This window comes from Klebsiella sp. K-3 (genome assembly GCF_051207495.1).
Lineage (GTDB): Bacteria > Pseudomonadota > Gammaproteobacteria > Enterobacterales > Enterobacteriaceae > Klebsiella > Klebsiella aerogenes.
In genome coordinates this window covers 188,985-205,363 of record NZ_JBPNXF010000003.1, presented here as the reverse complement: position 1 = coordinate 205,363, position 16,379 = coordinate 188,985, and the positions used below count along the sequence as shown (strand labels likewise).

Annotated in this window: 18 protein-coding genes; 14 read left to right on the top strand and 4 right to left on the bottom strand. The window is 54.5% G+C overall.

What is annotated here, in order from left to right; genetic code table 11:
* Positions 1–14: 14 nt before the first annotated feature.
* Genes ACSEMK_RS06065 through ecpA form a run of 3 tightly spaced genes read right to left on the bottom strand, consistent with a single transcriptional unit; the run spans position 15 to position 3,893 of the window.
* Positions 15–2,552 carry a CS1-pili formation C-terminal domain-containing protein gene (locus ACSEMK_RS06065; RefSeq protein ID WP_430914639.1) on the bottom strand — a complete coding sequence of 846 codons (2,538 nt, stop codon included), beginning with the start codon at positions 2,550–2,552 and terminating at the stop codon, positions 15–17.
* 23 nt (positions 2,553–2,575) lie between these two features.
* Entirely contained in the window at positions 2,576–3,244 is a 669-nt protein-coding gene (locus ACSEMK_RS06060; protein ID WP_087858585.1) for a hypothetical protein, read from the bottom strand.
* A gap of 58 nt (positions 3,245–3,302) precedes the next feature.
* A complete protein-coding gene (gene ecpA, locus ACSEMK_RS06055; RefSeq protein ID WP_047044252.1) occupies positions 3,303–3,893 on the bottom strand; it encodes a common pilus major fimbrillin subunit EcpA in 591 nt (196 codons plus the stop codon).
* A gap of 1,055 nt (positions 3,894–4,948) precedes the next feature.
* Between ecpA and ACSEMK_RS06050 the strand changes: the two genes are divergently transcribed.
* The 3 genes from ACSEMK_RS06050 (at position 4,949) to ACSEMK_RS06040 (ending at position 6,178) form a co-directional block, all read left to right on the top strand.
* A complete protein-coding gene (locus ACSEMK_RS06050; RefSeq protein WP_183269043.1) occupies positions 4,949–5,119 on the top strand; it encodes a hypothetical protein in 171 nt (56 codons plus the stop codon).
* Between the two features lie 634 nt (positions 5,120–5,753).
* On the top strand, positions 5,754–5,966 hold the full coding sequence (locus ACSEMK_RS06045) for a DUF4177 domain-containing protein (protein ID WP_271032875.1): 213 nt from the start codon (positions 5,754–5,756) through the stop codon (positions 5,964–5,966).
* Positions 5,963–6,178, top strand: coding sequence for a hypothetical protein (locus ACSEMK_RS06040; protein ID WP_087858581.1), 216 nt, complete (start codon positions 5,963–5,965; stop codon positions 6,176–6,178). Before ACSEMK_RS06045 ends, ACSEMK_RS06040 begins: the two co-directional genes overlap by 4 nt.
* 37 nt (positions 6,179–6,215) lie before the next feature.
* Here ACSEMK_RS06040 and ACSEMK_RS06035 read toward each other — a convergent pair whose 3' ends face one another.
* Complete coding sequence (locus ACSEMK_RS06035; protein WP_271032876.1) at positions 6,216–7,274, bottom strand: aminopeptidase; 1,059 nt, start codon at positions 7,272–7,274, stop codon at positions 6,216–6,218.
* 246 nt (positions 7,275–7,520) lie between these two features.
* Here ACSEMK_RS06035 and cysG point away from each other — a divergent pair, with 246 nt between their 5' ends.
* The 11 genes from cysG to ACSEMK_RS05980 all read left to right on the top strand — a co-directional run bounded on the left by cysG (position 7,521) and on the right by ACSEMK_RS05980 (position 16,331).
* Entirely contained in the window at positions 7,521–8,927 is a 1,407-nt protein-coding gene (cysG, locus tag ACSEMK_RS06030; protein WP_162750123.1) for a siroheme synthase CysG, read from the top strand.
* Positions 8,928–8,936: 9 nt separating this feature from the next.
* Positions 8,937–9,845 (top strand): sulfate adenylyltransferase subunit CysD, encoded by a 909-nt coding sequence (gene cysD, locus ACSEMK_RS06025; protein ID WP_015369979.1) that lies wholly within the window; start codon positions 8,937–8,939, stop codon positions 9,843–9,845.
* Positions 9,846–9,854: 9 nt separating this feature from the next.
* Positions 9,855–11,282: a sulfate adenylyltransferase subunit CysN gene (gene cysN, locus ACSEMK_RS06020; protein WP_430914638.1), complete on the top strand. Its 1,428-nt coding sequence runs from the start codon at positions 9,855–9,857 to the stop codon at positions 11,280–11,282.
* Positions 11,282–11,887, top strand: a complete 606-nt coding sequence (cysC, locus tag ACSEMK_RS06015; RefSeq protein ID WP_047044279.1) for an adenylyl-sulfate kinase — start codon at positions 11,282–11,284, stop codon at positions 11,885–11,887. Before cysN ends, cysC begins: the two co-directional genes overlap by 1 nt.
* A gap of 50 nt (positions 11,888–11,937) precedes the next feature.
* Entirely contained in the window at positions 11,938–12,264 is a 327-nt protein-coding gene (locus ACSEMK_RS06010) for a DUF3561 family protein (RefSeq protein WP_047044281.1), read from the top strand.
* A 138-nt stretch (positions 12,265–12,402) separates the two neighbouring features.
* A complete protein-coding gene (ftsB, locus tag ACSEMK_RS06005; protein WP_015369983.1) occupies positions 12,403–12,714 on the top strand; it encodes a cell division protein FtsB in 312 nt (103 codons plus the stop codon).
* Between the two features lie 19 nt (positions 12,715–12,733).
* The gene (ispD, locus tag ACSEMK_RS06000; RefSeq protein WP_430914636.1) at positions 12,734–13,444 is read left to right on the top strand and encodes a 2-C-methyl-D-erythritol 4-phosphate cytidylyltransferase; all 711 of its coding nucleotides are present in this window, start codon (positions 12,734–12,736) and stop codon (positions 13,442–13,444) included.
* Positions 13,444–13,923 (top strand): 2-C-methyl-D-erythritol 2,4-cyclodiphosphate synthase, encoded by a 480-nt coding sequence (gene ispF / locus ACSEMK_RS05995; RefSeq protein WP_308958021.1) that lies wholly within the window; start codon positions 13,444–13,446, stop codon positions 13,921–13,923. The genes ispD and ispF overlap by 1 nt, the downstream gene beginning before the upstream one ends.
* Complete coding sequence (gene truD, locus ACSEMK_RS05990; protein ID WP_213317173.1) at positions 13,920–14,969, top strand: tRNA pseudouridine(13) synthase TruD; 1,050 nt, start codon at positions 13,920–13,922, stop codon at positions 14,967–14,969. Before ispF ends, truD begins: the two co-directional genes overlap by 4 nt.
* Positions 14,950–15,711: a 5'/3'-nucleotidase SurE gene (surE, locus tag ACSEMK_RS05985; RefSeq protein ID WP_015369987.1), complete on the top strand. Its 762-nt coding sequence runs from the start codon at positions 14,950–14,952 to the stop codon at positions 15,709–15,711. The genes truD and surE overlap by 20 nt, the downstream gene beginning before the upstream one ends.
* The gene (locus ACSEMK_RS05980) at positions 15,705–16,331 is read left to right on the top strand and encodes a protein-L-isoaspartate(D-aspartate) O-methyltransferase (RefSeq protein WP_087858575.1); all 627 of its coding nucleotides are present in this window, start codon (positions 15,705–15,707) and stop codon (positions 16,329–16,331) included. Before surE ends, ACSEMK_RS05980 begins: the two co-directional genes overlap by 7 nt.
* Positions 16,332–16,379: the final 48 nt, after the last annotated feature.

Genomic DNA, 16,379 nt, shown 5'->3' with positions numbered 1-16,379 from the left:
ACCCTAACAACCCATTAGCTTTCATGCCCATCTTCCTTTTCCTGCACGCCCGCATAGCTTTGCAGGCCGCTGCACACCACGTCGCCAACCCATACCGCGCCGCGCGCCTGGTTCAGATCCAGCGCCACTTCGCAGCTCTGTCCTTTGCCGTAGTTGAAGTCGATGACCGGGAATTTCTTATCAACATCCATCACAAACTCACCGTTATCGTCGGTGCGGGTACGCCCGATATGGTTGCTGATGTGGGCATTCGCCAGCAGGCTGCCGTCCTCGGCGCGGATGCGCCCGGACACCGTGACCATCTGCTTCACTTCCGGCTCCAGCACCGCCACGTTGCCCGGATAGAGCGTCAGGCGGCTTTTACGTCCGCTCACGATGTCGTAGCTGTCCAGCGAGTTTTTGCTGTTCTGCAGTTCCACTTCATAACGGTTGTATGGCGACAGCGGCAGATAGTTGCGATTGCCGGAGAGCTGCACGATGCGGCCATTAACCTTGGCGCTCAGCTGACCGTCATCCTCCAGACCGGTATGGAAAATCACCCCGGCGTTGCCGTCGGTGCGGCCGCTGGCGGCGATATGTTTTCCCTGCCAGCCGACGCTGCCGCTGGCGCTCAGGTTGGTATTAACATAGCCATCGGCGCCGCTGTTGACGTTCAGCGTGCCGTTGGCATAGCGGGTTTCGAACTGCGCATAGGCGCCGCCGCTGAGGGTTTTGTCATCGCCGGTATTGCCGGAAACCGCCCGCGACATATTGGCGCCGATGGTACGAATTGGGCCTTCTTTAAAACGCTTACGCGCCGAGAGGTTTGCCGTTGAATAGCCGTTCTGGTGCGACATACCGGCGCTGAGCCAGTTGCCTAGCGGCAGCGACAGGTCAAGGGCGATATATTTCCCGGTATCGCTGCCGCTATTGCTGCTGCTTCCCGAGTTGTTAAAGCGCTGGATCCCGGCGCGCAGACCCAGAGAGCCGAATGAGCCGCTATAAATAGTCTGATAGTAATCAGCGGTGTAGTAGTGGCTGTTGTTTTCTCGGTCGTCGTTGTAGCTGATGCTGAAAGTACCTAGTTTCGACCACAGCGAACCAAGGTTTAACGAGCCGCCAATGGCCCGGTTATCGGCATCGCTACGGCGCAGCGTGTCGCCAATCGAGGTTTTCTCCTGGTTAACCCATACGGAGCTGAAACCGCCCGGCAGCGTAGCGCTCACGCTGCTGATGGCGCTCCATGAGCCGTCGCTGGCCGCCATATTTTGCAAGTTGAGGTTAATGGAGTTGGTTAGCGGCAGGGTAAAGCGCGCTTCGGCCACCGCGCTGGTGTCGTAACCGTAGCCTGTTGCCGCCCAGCTTAAGGTACTGATGGCGCCGGAGGAAGACACGCCAGCCAGCCAGGTATCTTTCGCCTCTTGTGTTTTTCTGCCGCTTTGCGACCAGCGGTCCATATGGAAGCTGCCGCCCCATACCTGCCAGGCCAGCGGCGCGCCCGCGCCGCGCCCGCGGGAGAACAATTTGTTGACTCGCTGCGTGCGTTTGCTGACCGAGCGGCCGTTAATGATGACTTCAACTTCAATATCGTAGATCCCGTAGGGCAGCCCGCGGGTATCCACTTCGTGGTTACCCATCGCGAAGTTCTGCACGCTGAGCAGTCGTCCATCGCGCTTCAGGTGTACTTCACCGGCGGCGGATAAAAAGGCGACGATCGGGGTGACCGACTGACTGTTATCAAATACCGTAGAGCTGGCCTGGTTCCCCCAGGAGGCGCCATATATTTTACCCGCGGAAATGGCGGTCATTGGGCCGAGCGACTGTAAATTCCAGGTGTCGAGCATACCGCCGGCAAAACGGTGGCCAGCGAAATCTCGCTCGTACATTGCTTTATACAACTGCTGATTCTGATTGCTGGTCCCGGCGCCGTATATCGAACCGTCCAGTACCAGATGGTGTTCGCGCAATGCGATAACGTTGTTCAATGACAGATAGCTGGAGGTGCTATCGCCGCCGCTGCTCATCTGGTTGTTATAGACCCCGAGGTTGTAGGTCAGGCTACTGCTCAGGCCGTCCACGCTGGACTGGCCGATATCTTCGCTACGCGAGCGCAGCACGGTGCCAAGCGCCCCTTTTTTAACCACCAACTGCAGCAGTAGCCGGCGCAGGTCGAACTGAAGCTTAGCGTCGGCGGACAGCGGGATGCTCAGCGATTTGTTAAAGGGTTCATCCGCCATTTGCGTCAGCGTTTGCCTGATCTGATCGCTGACGGTGGCGTTTTGCTCTTTATCTTCCAGACGGATTTGTCGTAGGCGCACCTTACCGTTATCCAGCCAGATAAAAGCGCTACCGATGCGCTGGTCGTCCTGCGTTCCACTATTGCCTTCGAGGTGAATAAACAGCGGCAGGCTCATGCCGTCTTGCAGCGCCACGCGAAACGTTTGGGGAATAATAACGCCGCCAATCTGCGATATTTTTTCTGCGTCAGCCATAACGAAACAGGGAGACGAAAACACGACAATTCCGGACGTGATTAATACACGACGTCCATGACGATTCCATAATGAGGACATATCCCTATCCCATGGTTATTAATCTATTTTACCGGTACAAACTGCTCGCCCTGCCACAGCGCGACTCGCCCTTTTTTATCTGCGACATTTACGCGGGTGAAGCGACGGTCTTTGCCCGGCATCAGGAAATAGCTCTCTTTGCATTCCTTACCGTCGGCGGCCTTCAGGCAGGGGCCGTAGGCCAGGATGCGCAACGTGGCGTTACCGGTATTGGTCATTAAGCCGTTGTTATACTGATAGCGGAAGTTCACCTTGCGCGGCGCGACGACCAGAATGGTGCCGATGCGGGCGGAAGCCGTGGCTACTGCATTGCGCCGGGCGCCGGTTTTTTGCGCGTCGCCCAGGGCCTGATCGAACCAGACGATGCGGTAATAGCGCTCCTGGTCATCGGCAGGGCCTTTATAGAAAAAGCGGATTTGTTCGCTGCTCTTTGCCGGCATCAGCAGGCTGGCGGGAGTTTGTAGCACTTCATCTCGCGATGACATTGGGATCACGCGGCCATCTTCCAGCGGGGAGGAGAGGCGTTCAAGCTGAATCGTAATCAGGCGACCGCTATCGGTCGTATTCTTAACTTCTTTACTTAGCGTACTGCTGCCGCTGTTCATAAAAGAGGAAATATCCCCCACGTCCAGCGCACTGGCGGGAGCGATCCCGCTTAAAAACAGACAGACTGCCAGAAGACGATATTTCATATGATTTCATCCATGAAAAAGCAGGGGAGCGACCCCTGCTTGATGCAATATAAAAAAATCAGCTGGTCCAGGTTGCGTCGAACTGCACGCTAACGTCGCCGCTCCAGATACCTTCCGGCAGGGTGCTGTAATCAGTTACAGCAGTCTTACCGTCGGAGGTGCCGCCATTGATGGAGAAGGTGAAGCTATCCTGTGCGCTGGTACGGCCCGCGGTGTTATAACCGTTGGACAGGGCGCTCAGGTTACCGCCCAGAATGTTGTTCGCGGTATCGATCATCACGGTATCGGAAGCCTTATCAATGGCGGTGCCGTTATAATCGATGCCCACGCTCAGGGTGGAACCGGAAGTATCCAGCTGAGTCAGGGTGTTGGTCAGCAGACGGGAGGTCAGTTTGAAGCCAGTTGCAGTGGTGTCGCCTTCAACGGTGACGTCATACAGACCTTTCTGAGTGTTAAAGCCTTTGATGCCGTCAGCATACTGGAAAGTCAGGCTTCCCAGCGGAGTAACAACCAGTTTGCTGGTGGTATCTTTTTTCGCGGTTGCGGACCAGGTGGCAACGGACTGTGCGGTGACGCTTGTTGCTGCCTGAGCCACACCCATACCTGCAAATGCAGCGACCAGAGCTATAGCAAGAACCTTTTTATTCATAACAATTCATCCTGATTTAAAATTAAGGGCCGGAGCCCTAGATTACGCATTAGTCATTAATACGCGGTAATACAAATGGTCTAGTTAATTACTCAAAGAACCATCCTGACTATGTTTTATATGGTTCTTTATCCCAGGGGTTTTTAAATTTCTATAATCAAATCAACGGGCTTTTATTAATTGGCCTTTTAAGTAATGGGGCTGCCTGCGACTGGCGTATATGAATTATGTTACATGAATATATGTGTTGATTTTATTGCACCCATTAATTTTATAAACACCTGCAATGTCACGTTATCAATTATACGCTTAATAGAATAAGGCTTATTATTTTTTGAGATAGCGTGTTGCCGATGAGATAAAATGTATTCGCTTAACATGAACAAGTCAATGTGGTGTCTTCATCAATATTGTGATGCAATCATGCACGGTTATGATTAGGGGGTGGAGTATATGAATTTCTATTTATTAACTTCAATTCTATTCTTTTTATAGATTGTTAAATTTCTTTTTATTTCAAATGAGTGCGTGTGTTTGTTAGTTTTTTGATTTTACATATTGTTCGTTTTTCCTAAATTCACTTTAGTACGTCGAATGGTTTTCTTTGCTTTGCTCTCATTTTTTTGAAGAATGTGTTTAACTCATATTAGTTATTATGGGTATGTTGATGGCGAAGATGGCGGGTGATTTTTATTGTCAATGATAATCCGAGCGAATGCTTTTGTAAGTGATATTGCTAAATGTTAATTTATAATTTTGAAGTTTGAATTGTTGAGTTTTGTGAATTTAGAGACGATATTTTTCTATAACATCATCTTTGTATTAATGAGCTTTCATTGTTTGATGTTTAGACTGATTCATATCATTTTTCATAAGAATGTCTATTTTCCTGGTCATGATATTTGTGTTGATACGGCTGTTTGATTGGTTTTATGAATGTTATATGGCTGTTTATGTGTATGAATAATAAGTAATTATATTGAGGGAGGTCATCTTTTAAATGGTTTAAAAGAGTAAATTGCATATTCGATTTTTATTATACCACTGGATATGCCGTGTCAATTTATAAGCACTGGGGGAAAACCCGACGGGGAGATGCTGGCGGAGGCGACGATTATCACCTGCTATGCTGGCATGACTGTGGAAAGTTTGCCCGTTCCTTCCAGCAACTCTATACCAATGACAATCTTGCCGCGGCTGTCGAAGGCGCTGTTTCCGCGCATTAATATTCCGTTGTGCTGGGATGACGATGAAGGTAATGAACGGTTCAATCAGCTGTCGTGATTTATTCCCGCTACGGTCGTGCTGTCCGACTGGAGTAGCTCATCGACCTGTTTTTTCTCTCAAGTCAGCCAACCAATGCCGCTGCAGGTCTGCTGGCGAAAGGTAATCGCCATCACCGAGCGGGAGGTGAGCATCTTCCCGCCGTCTGCGGTATTAAGGCTATATTTCCTTTAATTGAGCACCCTACACCGCTTCAGCAGGCGATACTGGATCTGGATATCAGTCATTGGGTCGGAGATAAACCGTCTGCAATGAGTCTAAGGTAAAATCAGAACCGTATTCTCCATTCTTACTGTTGCAATCCTACACAATATATCTACGCCCACAATTTCACTCTCTATTTAACTTATGTATCTAATAAAAAAATAATATAGCTCTGGAGAATCATTCCTTTAATAAATAGTTAAACCTAATTGATAATATTAAACGACATTGTAAAAAAACTTGTTATTTTTCTTTTTATGCATTTAATATGTCGAAATTGCATTAATTACTGATTCAATAGTTATTTAAAGGTATTATATGCAATATGAATGGAATCTGGTGTATTATTTGTAATGGATAAAGGAAAACTCTGTGAAGCAATATAAAACTGTTATTTATCAGGAAGGTATGTTGGGTAGCATGTTGTTTGGTGCATCTAAAGTTAATCCGGTAAAATTCTCTGACTTCCTGAACAAGAATGCGAAAGAGGGCTGGCGTGTCGTGACCATGGAAAAGGACATCCGCCGTATGATGCTCTTTTTCAAACGTGAAGCCTATGTTGTTATTCTTGAAAAAGACGCATGAAAAAAACCGTTATTACCAGCCTGATTATTCTGACTGGCTGGGCGCTGTTGGCGATTATCCAGCTATGGCTGACGCCAATGGAAGCGCTTACCTTCGTGAAAATATCCGCGACGGCGGCGGTACTTGAAGTGGTTATCTTGATTGCCGGTTTAGCCCGGCGAGAATACTACGAAGAGCAGAGTCTGAAAAAGAATAGCTTTCTTGATGAATAATCACTGGGGCCATGCTTTGGCCCCGGTATCAGAATAATCAGGATTTCCCTGTTTTACCTTGTTCTGCCTTCGCCAGCTCTTTCACCAGCGGCAGCATCACATTTACGACATCGCGCCCGCGGTGCTCGATCCTTCCCGGCAGCGCCTTGTCGATATATTGTTGGTTATCCAGTTGTACGTCATGCCAGCTAGTACCCTGCGGGAAGCTGCGGGTTTTACTGCGCTGCTGATAGCCATCTTTCTTACCGAGCGACCAGTTGGTCGCTTCCACGGAGAGCACCGGGATCCCGGCGCTGTCAAAAACGCTGGCGTCGTTACAGCAGCCGGTACCTTTCGGGAACTCCGGATTCAGCCCGGGATTGGTGAACGCGGCGATGCCGTGACTCCGGGCGATAGCCAGCGCGCGATCGCGGGTCAACTTGCGTACCGACGCCGGCGTACTGCGCCCGCTGTTGAAATAGAGCTTATCGCCGACCACCAGGTTGTCGAGATTAATCACCAGCAGCGTGTTTTTCTTTTCCGCCTCGCTCATGCGTTTCAGCAAATTTTGCGCGCCCAGGCGGCCTTCTTCCTCGCCGCTGGTGGCGATAAAGCGAATGCCGTAACGGGTGGGGACGTTCTTTAAATGTTCCGCCAGTTCCAGCAGCACCCCGAGCCCCATCGCGTTATCGTCGATCCCCTGCAGCGTCAGGCCGCCGAGGTTGTTTTCTACGTCTTTATCGCTCTGTGGCGCATAGGTATCGAGGTGCGCCATAATGATAATTTGCTGACGAGACTGGCCTTCATGCGCGGCGATAACCGTGCTGCCGGTGGCGTTGTGCCAGTTCTTACGTTGGTTGCTGTCGGTATAGATGTAGCGGGTATTAAAGTTACGCACGTCGCTCTGATAACCCATCTGGGCAAACTGCTGGCGAAGATAATCGGCTGAAAGCATCTCGGCCGGCGTACCGGTCATTCTTCCGGGGAAGACGGTGGCAATATGGCGGGCCTGAGTATTTGCGGTGTCGCCCAGAGCGCTGAATGCCGGGGCGGCGGAGAAGACAAAACCTGCGCCAAGCGTCAGCGGAAGCAGACGACGGCACATCGCGGAAAACATAATGGGTCCTTACACGAGCGAAACATTTCGACCGCGTTAGTATGAAACTGTGACGCCGCTTAAACAATTTCATTTGCTCTTAAATAGCGGAAAACTCGCGCGTTAAGCACTTTTTGATATTTAGATTTCCAGCTCGTTATTCTTTTGCGTCACAACTCATTCCATTTCGTAATTTCATTTGCTCAAAGCCGCCCCCTATAGTCCCTCTATTGCTGAATGTAAGAGAGTTGTTGCGCCGTGGATTACTTGCCCCTGTTTGCCGAGTTGAAAGAGAGACCCGTGCTGGTTATCGGCGGCGGTGAAATTGCCGTCCGCAAGATTAAATTCTTGCTGCGGGCGCAGGCGAAGGTACAGGTGGTCGCCGCCGTCCTGTCGCCAGAGCTCGCTGAACAGGTTGAACGTCAGCAAATCAGCTGGCGGGCAACCGCCTTTGATGAACAGCTGGTGGACGACGTATTTCTGGTGATTGCCGCAACCGACGATCGTGAACTCAACCAGCGGGTGTTTGCCGCGGCTAACGCCCGCTACCGCCTGGTGAACGTGGTGGATGACCAGCAACTGTGCTCATTCGTCTTTCCTTCTATTGTCGACAGATCGCCGCTGCTGGTGGCTATCTCCTCCAGCGGCAAGGCGCCGGTGCTGTCGCGCATTCTGCGTGAAAAAATCGAAGCGCTATTACCCACGAATCTTGGACGGCTGGCCGAAACGGCGAGCTACTGGCGCCATCATCTGAAAACCCGACTGACCACCACCGAGGCGCGTCGTCGCTTCTGGGAGCGCGTTTTCACCGGGCGCTTCGCCAGCCTGATGGTGGCCGGTAACCATGCGGCGGCGGAACGTGCGCTACAGGATGAACTCGACAGGCCGGAACGCAGCGTGGGTGAAATTATTCTGGTGGGCGCCGGTCCGGGGGATGCCGGGCTGCTGACGCTACGCGGCCTGCAGGCGATTCAGCAGGCGGACGTGGTGTTTTATGACCACCTGGTGACCGAGAGCGTGCGCGAACTGGTGCGACGCGATGCCGAAATGATCTGCGTTGGCAAGCGCGCGGGCGAGCACTCTGTGCCGCAGCACGAAACGAATCAGATGCTGGTGGAGGCCGCCAAAGCGGGGAAAACGGTGGTGCGCCTTAAGGGCGGCGACCCGTTTATCTTCGGGCGCGGCGCTGAAGAGCTGCAGGCCGCCGCCGCCGCCGGGATCCCGTTCCAGGTGGTGCCAGGCGTTACCGCCGCGGCGGGCGCGACGGCCTATGCCGGTATCCCGCTGACCCATCGCGATTACGCGCAAAGCGCTGTCTTTGTCACCGGTCACTATAAATCAGACAGCGCGCCGTTTGACTGGGCGCTGCTGGCGAAGAGCCAACAAACGCTGGCGATTTATATGGGCACCATGAAAGCGGCGGACATCAGCGCTCAGCTGATCGCCCATGGCCGCGACGCGAATACCCCGGTGGCGGTGATTTCCCGCGGCACCCGCGAGGATCAGCAGACGCTGACCGGCACGTTACAACAGCTCGAACATCTGGCAAAAGATGCCCCAATGCCCGCGCTACTGGTGGTGGGCGAAGTGGTACAGCTGCATCAGCAGCTCGCCTGGTTTCAACACACAACATCTAGCGAGGGGTTTAACTCTTCGGTGGTAAATCTGGCTTAAGGAACGGTTATGGACCAAAAACGACTCACTCACCTGCGGCAACTGGAGGCGGAAAGCATCCATATCATTCGTGAGGTGGCCGCCGAATTCTCTAACCCGGTGATGATGTACTCCATCGGTAAAGATTCCAGCGTAATGCTGCATCTGGCGCGCAAAGCGTTTTATCCGGGAACCCTGCCGTTCCCGCTGCTGCACGTCGATACCGGCTGGAAATTCCGTGAGATGTACGAGTTCCGTGACCGTACCGCCAAAGCCTACGGCTGTGAGCTGTTGGTGCATAAAAACCCGGAAGGGGTGGCGATGGGCATCAATCCGTTCGTTCACGGCAGCGCCAAGCATACCGATATCATGAAAACCGAAGGCCTGAAGCAGGCGCTGAACAAATATGGCTTTGATGCCGCATTCGGCGGCGCGCGTCGCGATGAAGAGAAATCCCGCGCTAAAGAGCGAATTTACTCCTTCCGCGATCGTTTCCACCGCTGGGACCCGAAAAATCAGCGTCCGGAGCTGTGGCACAACTACAACGGTCAGATTAACAAAGGCGAAAGCATTCGCGTCTTCCCGCTCTCTAACTGGACCGAGCTGGATATCTGGCAGTACATCTACCTGGAAAATATTGAAATTGTCCCGCTGTACCTGGCGGCAGAGCGCCCGGTACTGGAGCGCGACGGCATGCTGATGATGATCGATGACGACCGTATCGATCTGCAGCCGGGCGAGATGATCAAAAAGCAGATGGTACGCTTCCGTACCCTCGGCTGCTGGCCGCTGACCGGCGCGGTAGAGTCCAACGCGCAAACGCTGCCGGAAATTATTGAAGAGATGCTGGTATCCACCACCAGCGAACGTCAGGGGCGCGTCATTGACCGCGACCAGGCAGGCTCCATGGAGCTGAAAAAACGTCAGGGTTATTTCTAAGGAGCCGCCATGAACACTACGATTGCACAACAAATTGCTAATGAAGGCGGCGTAGAAGCTTACCTGCACGCGCAACAGTACAAAAGCCTGCTGCGTTTTCTGACCTGCGGCAGCGTCGATGACGGCAAAAGCACCTTGATTGGCCGTCTGCTGCACGATACGCGCCAGATTTATGAAGATCAGCTCTCTTCCCTGCACAATGACAGCAAGCGTCACGGTACTCAGGGCGAGAAACTGGATCTGGCGCTGCTGGTGGATGGCCTGCAGGCCGAGCGCGAGCAGGGCATCACCATTGATGTCGCCTATCGCTACTTCTCGACTGAGAAACGCAAATTTATCATTGCCGACACGCCGGGCCATGAGCAGTACACCCGTAATATGGCGACCGGCGCGTCCACCTGCGATCTGGCGATCCTGCTGATTGACGCCCGCAAAGGCGTGCTCGACCAGACTCGCCGCCATAGTTTTATCTCCACGCTATTGGGGATTAAGCACCTGGTGGTCGCGGTGAACAAAATGGATCTCGTCGAGTTCAGCGAAGCGCGCTTCAATGAAATTCGTGAAGATTATCTGACTTTCGCCGAACAGCTGCCGGGCAAGCTTGATATCCGTTTTGTGCCGCTGTCGGCGCTGGAAGGGGATAACGTCGCCACCCAGAGCGATAAAATGCCGTGGTACAGCGGCCCGACGCTGCTGGAAGTGCTGGAAACCGTTGACATTCAGCGCGAGGTTGAAAGCCAGCCGCTGCGCTTCCCGGTGCAGTACGTGAACCGTCCGAACCTGGATTTCCGCGGCTTCTCCGGCACCGTCGCTTCCGGTACGGTCACCGTTGGCCAGCGCCTGAAAGTATTGCCGTCGGGCGTGGAGTCGAACGTGGCGCGTATTGTCACCTTTGACGGCGACCTGCCGCAGGCCGGAGCGGGGGAAGCGATCACTATCGTCCTGAAAGATGAAATCGACATCAGCCGCGGCGATTTGCTGGTTGACGCCGCCGCCTCGTTACCTGCGGTACAAAGCGCCAGCATCGACGTCGTGTGGATGGCGGAACAGGCGCTGTCGCCGGGCCAGAGCTATGACATTAAAGTGGCTGGCAAGAAAACCCGCGCCCGCGTTGACGCTATCCGCTATCAGGTGGACATCAATAATCTGACCCAGCGTGAAGTCGAAACCCTGCCGCTGAACGGCATCGGGCTGGTGGAGCTGACCTTTGACGAGCCGCTGGTGCTCGATCCGTATCAGGACAATCCGGTGACCGGCGGGCTTATCTTTATCGATCGCCTGAGCAACGTGACGGTGGGCGCGGGAATGGTCAACGAACCGCACCTGCAGGCGCAGGCTCCGACGTCACAGTACAGCGCCTTTGAGCTGGAACTGAATCAATTGATTCGTAAACACTTCCCGCACTGGGACGCGCGCGATCTGCTGGGAGGCAAGTAATGGCCCGGCATGACGAAAACGTCGTCTGGCATGCGCATCCTGTCACCCGCGAGCAGCGCGAACAGCATCATGGCCATCGCGGCGTGGTGCTGTGGTTTACCGGCCTCTCGGGGTCGGGTAAATCCACCGTCGCCGGGGCGCTGGAAGAGGCGCTGCACGAGCTTGGCGTGAGCACCTATTTGCTTGACGGCGATAATGTGCGCCACGGGCTGTGTAGCGATCTGGGATTCAGTGACGACGATCGCAAAGAGAACATTCGCCGCGTCGGTGAAGTGGCTAAGCTGATGGTCGATGCCGGGCTGGTTGTATTGACGGCGTTTATATCTCCGCATCGAGCGGAACGGCAGATGGTGCGCGAGCGTTTGGGGGAAGGACGCTTTATCGAAGTGTTTGTCGATACTCCTCTGGCCACTTGTGAGACGCGGGATCCGAAAGGACTGTACAAGAAGGCGCGGGCAGGGGAGCTGCGTAATTTTACCGGTATTGATTCGGTCTATGAATCCCCGGAGAACGCTGAAATTCATCTGGATGGTGAACAATTGGTAACAAATTTGGTGCACCAACTATTAGACCTGCTTCGACAGAGCGATATTATCAGATCCTGAAAAGGCAACGGCATCGAGGGGTGCCGGTCGCCCGGTCAACAGGATTCGATATGCGCAATACCCAGAACCTCAGTATTATTCGTTCAGAACCGCCTCCGGCGGCCGGCGACGAGACCACCTGGTCTTTGTCGGGCGCCGCCGTGGGCTTTATTTCATGGCTGCTGGCGCTGGGTATTCCCTTCCTCATGTATGGCGGTAATACGCTCTTTTTCTTCCTCTATACCTGGCCTTTCTTCCTTGCCATTATGCCGGTCGCCGTGGTGGTCGGTATTGCGCTACATTCATTACTGGACGGCAAGCTGATCTACAGCGTTTGCGCGACGATTTTAACCGTCGGGCTGATGTTTGGTCTGCTGTTCCTCTGGCTGTTGGGATAGCCTTTTTGGGATGAATCAAGCCTGGGTATCCATCGCAAAAATGTGGTACAGTCCCCGCGTTACGCGGCATCGTCCGCGCGCCAGGGTAGAGTACTCCGGCGAGTTATGGGATGATGATGCCGTTTTTCAGGGGGCAGGATGGGTAAATTAACGCTGCTATTATTAGCTTTGCTGGTCTGGCTACAGTACTCGCTGTGGTTTGGCAAAAATGGTTTGCACGACTATAGCCGGGTTAATGACGATGTCTCCGCTCAGCAGGCCACTAACGCCAAATTAAAAGCGCGCAACGATCAGCTTTTCGCCGAAATTGACGATCTCAACGGCGGTCAGGAGGCGATCGAGGAACGCGCGCGCAATGAACTCAGCATGACCCGCCCGGGCGAAACGTTCTATCGTCTGGTGCCGGATGCATCAAAACGCAATCAGGGTTCTGCGCAGAATAATCGATAAACAAGCCCAGGATGACAATATGGCAGCCACTTTTCCGGGCGTTTGCGCCGTGGTGCCGGCAGCCGGTTTTGGCCGCCGTATGCAAACGGAGTGCCCGAAACAATATCTCTCAATCGGTAACAAAACGATTCTCGAACATGCGGTCGCCGCGCTGCTGGCGAACGAGCGCGTTCAGCGAGTGGTCATCGCCGTTAGCCCCGGCGATATCCGCTTTAGTCAACTTCCCTTAGCCCACCATCCGCAGGTCACCGTCGTTGACGGCGGCGCCGAGCGTGCCGATTCGGTACTGGCGGGGCTGAAAGCGTTAGCGGATGCGCAATGGGTGCTGGTTCATGATGCCGCGCGGCCGTGCCTGCATCAGGACGATCTCTCGCGACTGCTGGCGCTGAGTGCAACCAGCCGCGTCGGCGGCATACTGGCGGCGCCGGTGCGCGATACCATGAAGCGTGCCGAACCGGGCAAAACCGCGATCGCCCATACCGTTGAACGCAATGATTTATGGCATGCGCTGACGCCGCAATTTTTCCCGCGTGAACTGCTATTTGACTGCCTGACGCGCGCGCTGGATGAAGGCGCGACCATCACCGATGAAGCGTCGGCGCTGGAGTACTGCGGCTTCCATCCCGAATTGGTCGCCGGACGAGCTGATAATATTAAAGTAACGCGCCCGGAAGATCTGGCGCTGGCCGAATTTTACCTTACCCGTTCCCGACACCAGGAGAAGGCTTAATGCGAATTGGACATGGTTTTGACGTACACGCTTTTGGCGGTGAAGGGCCAATTATTATTGGCGGGGTACGTATTCCTTATGAGAAAGGGCTGCTCGCCCATTCCGATGGCGACGTCGCGCTACATGCGCTGACCGACGCGCTGCTAGGCGCCGCGGCGCTCGGCGACATCGGTAAACTGTTCCCGGATACCGATCCGGCCTTTAAAGGCGCGGATAGCCGGGAACTGCTGCGTGAAGCGTGGCGGCGGATTCAGACTAAGGGATATACCCTTGGCAACGTTGACGTCACCATCATCGCCCAGGCGCCAAAAATGCTGCCACATATCCCGCAGATGCGCGTGTTTATCGCCGAAGATCTCGGCTGCCATATGGACGACGTCAATGTGAAAGCGACCACCACCGAGAAGCTTGGCTTCACCGGCCGTGGCGAAGGCATCGCCTGTGAAGCGGTGGCGCTGCTGCGTAAGGCTGCGCAATGATCGCCTTTGATGACTTAACATACCTGCACGGCAAGCCGCTCAGCCTGGGGCGGCTGAAGGCCAATCCGGAAGACTTTCTGGTGGTCGAAGACCTCGGTTTCGCCCCTGATGGCGAAGGCGAACATGTGCTGGTGCGGATTCTGAAAAATGGCTGCAACACCCGTTTCGTTGCCGACGCGCTGGCGAAATTCCTTAAAATCCATGCGCGCGAAGTGAGCTTTGCCGGGCAAAAGGATAAGCACGCGGTCACCGAACAGTGGCTGTGCGCCCGCGTGCCGGGCAAAGAGATGCCGGATCTGAGCAAATTTCAGCTCGAAGGCTGCCAGGTGCTGGAGTATGCCCGCCATAAGCGTAAGCTGCGTTTAGGCGCGCTGAAGGGCAACCAGTTCACGCTGATCCTGCGGGAAATCAGCGATCGCGACGATGTCGAAAAGCGCTTGCAGGCGATAGCCGCCGCCGGCGTGCCGAACTATTTCGGCGCGCAGCGCTTCGGTATCGGCGGCAGTAACCTGCAGGGCGCATTGCGCTGGGCCGAGAGCGGCGAGCCGGTGCGCGATCGCAATAAACGCAGTTTTTGGTTGTCGGCGGCACGCAGCGCGTTGTTTAATCAGCAAGTTGCAATTAGATTAAAAAAAACGGAATTTAATCAGGTTGTTGATGGCGATGCGCTACAATTAGCGGGGCGCGGAAGCTGGTTTGTGGCAACCACCGAAGAGTTGGCGGAATTGCAGGCGCGGGTCGATAACCGCGAGCTGATGATTACCGCTGCGCTGCCGGGCTGCGGCGACTGGGGCAGCCAACGCGACGCGCTGGCCGCCGAGCAAGCCGCGATAGCCGAAGAAACGTCGCTACAGGCGCTGCTGGCGCGCGAAAAAGTCGAAGCCGCGCGCCGGGCGATGCTGCTGTATCCGCAGCAATTGTGCTGGAACTGGTGGGATGATGTCACTGTTGAACTGCGCTTCTGGCTGCCAGCGGGAAGTTTTGCCACCAGCGTGGTAAGGGAACTTATCAATACAACGGGTGACTATGCGAATATTGCTGAGTAACGATGACGGTATCCACGCGCCGGGGATCCAAACCCTGGCGAAGGCCTTACGCGAATTTGCCGAGGTCCAGGTTGTTGCACCCGATCGTAATCGCAGCGGCGCCTCAAATTCGCTCACGCTGGAATCTTCTCTACGCACGTTCACCTTTGAAAATGGCGATATCGCCGTCCAGATGGGCACCCCGACCGACTGCGTTTATCTTGGCGTTAACGCGCTGATGCGTCCGCGCCCGGATATTGTGGTCTCAGGAATCAACGCGGGCCCCAATCTTGGCGATGACGTCATTTATTCCGGTACCGTCGCGGCGGCGATGGAAGGCCGCCATCTTGGTTTTCCCGCCCTTGCCGTTTCGCTGAACGGCTATCAACATTACGATACCGCGGCGGCAGTGACGTGCACGATTTTGCGCGCGTTAAGCCGCGAGCCGCTGCGTACCGGGCGGATCCTCAACATCAACGTGCCGGATCTTCCCCTCGAGCAAATCAAAGGCATTCGCGTGACCCGCTGCGGCAACCGGCATCCGGCTGACCAGGTCATTCCGCAAAAAGATCCGCGCGGCAATACGCTGTACTGGATCGGCCCGCCGGGCGATAAGCGCGATGCCGGGCCGGGAACCGATTTTGCGGCGGTGGATGAAGGCTATGTTTCCGTCACGCCATTGCATGTCGATTTAACCGCTCATCAGGCACATGAGGTGGTAACCGATTGGTTAGAACGCGTCGGGGTTGATACGCAATGGTAAGTAAACGTGTTGAAAGTTTGTTGAATCAGCTACGTACTCAGGGCATCGTCGATGAGCGAGTCCTCGAGGCAATCGCGCAGGTTCCGCGCGAGAAATTCGTTGATGAAGCCTTTGAACATAAGGCGTGGGAAAACACCGCGCTGCCGATTGGCCAGGGGCAAACCATCTCGCAGCCCTATATGGTGGCGCGGATGACGGAGCTTCTGGAACTGACGCCGGACTCAAAAGTGCTGGAAATCGGCACCGGCTCCGGCTATCAGACGGCGATCCTGGCGCACCTCGTGCACCACGTCTGCTCGGTTGAGCGGATTAAGAGCCTGCAGTGGCAGGCGCGTCGGCGTCTTAAACAACTTGATTTACATAATGTTTCAACCCGTCATGGCGATGGATGGCAGGGTTGGCAGGCTCGCGCGCCTTTTGACGCGATTATCGTCACCGCCGCGCCGCCGGAAATTCCGGCCGCGCTGATGGCGCAGCTTGATGAAGGCGGCGTGCTGGTTTTACCGGTAGGTGAAGAACATCAGTACCTGAAGCGGATCCGTCGCCGCGGCGGCGAATTTTTCATCGATACCGTCGAGGCCGTTCGCTTTGTTCCGCTCGTCAGAGGGGAACTGGCCTGAACCCGGATTATTCCAGGTTTTTTTTGCCTAAATTTAGGCGTAGGGTGG

Bases quoted from the DNA above. Each gene is read 5' to 3' on its own strand.
- ACSEMK_RS05980 (WP_087858575.1), top strand. From the start codon at position 15,705: ATGGTAAGTAAACGTGTTGAAAGTTTGTTGAATCAGCTACGTACTCAG.
- ACSEMK_RS06060 (WP_087858585.1), bottom strand. From the start codon at position 3,244: ATGAAATATCGTCTTCTGGCAGTCTGTCTGTTTTTAAGCGGGATCGCT.
- cysD (WP_015369979.1), top strand. From the start codon at position 8,937: ATGGACCAAAAACGACTCACTCACCTGCGGCAACTGGAGGCGGAAAGC.
- ecpA (WP_047044252.1), bottom strand. From the start codon at position 3,893: ATGAATAAAAAGGTTCTTGCTATAGCTCTGGTCGCTGCATTTGCAGGT.
- truD (WP_213317173.1), top strand. From the start codon at position 13,920: ATGATCGCCTTTGATGACTTAACATACCTGCACGGCAAGCCGCTCAGC.
- surE (WP_015369987.1), top strand. From the start codon at position 14,950: ATGCGAATATTGCTGAGTAACGATGACGGTATCCACGCGCCGGGGATC.
- cysC (WP_047044279.1), top strand. From the start codon at position 11,282: ATGGCCCGGCATGACGAAAACGTCGTCTGGCATGCGCATCCTGTCACC.
- ACSEMK_RS06035 (WP_271032876.1), bottom strand. From the start codon at position 7,274: ATGTTTTCCGCGATGTGCCGTCGTCTGCTTCCGCTGACGCTTGGCGCA.
- ispD (WP_430914636.1), top strand. From the start codon at position 12,734: ATGGCAGCCACTTTTCCGGGCGTTTGCGCCGTGGTGCCGGCAGCCGGT.
- cysN (WP_430914638.1), top strand. From the start codon at position 9,855: ATGAACACTACGATTGCACAACAAATTGCTAATGAAGGCGGCGTAGAA.
- ACSEMK_RS06010 (WP_047044281.1), top strand. From the start codon at position 11,938: ATGCGCAATACCCAGAACCTCAGTATTATTCGTTCAGAACCGCCTCCG.
- ACSEMK_RS06040 (WP_087858581.1), top strand. From the start codon at position 5,963: ATGAAAAAAACCGTTATTACCAGCCTGATTATTCTGACTGGCTGGGCG.
- ACSEMK_RS06065 (WP_430914639.1), bottom strand. From the start codon at position 2,552: ATGTCCTCATTATGGAATCGTCATGGACGTCGTGTATTAATCACGTCC.
- ispF (WP_308958021.1), top strand. From the start codon at position 13,444: ATGCGAATTGGACATGGTTTTGACGTACACGCTTTTGGCGGTGAAGGG.
- ftsB (WP_015369983.1), top strand. From the start codon at position 12,403: ATGGGTAAATTAACGCTGCTATTATTAGCTTTGCTGGTCTGGCTACAG.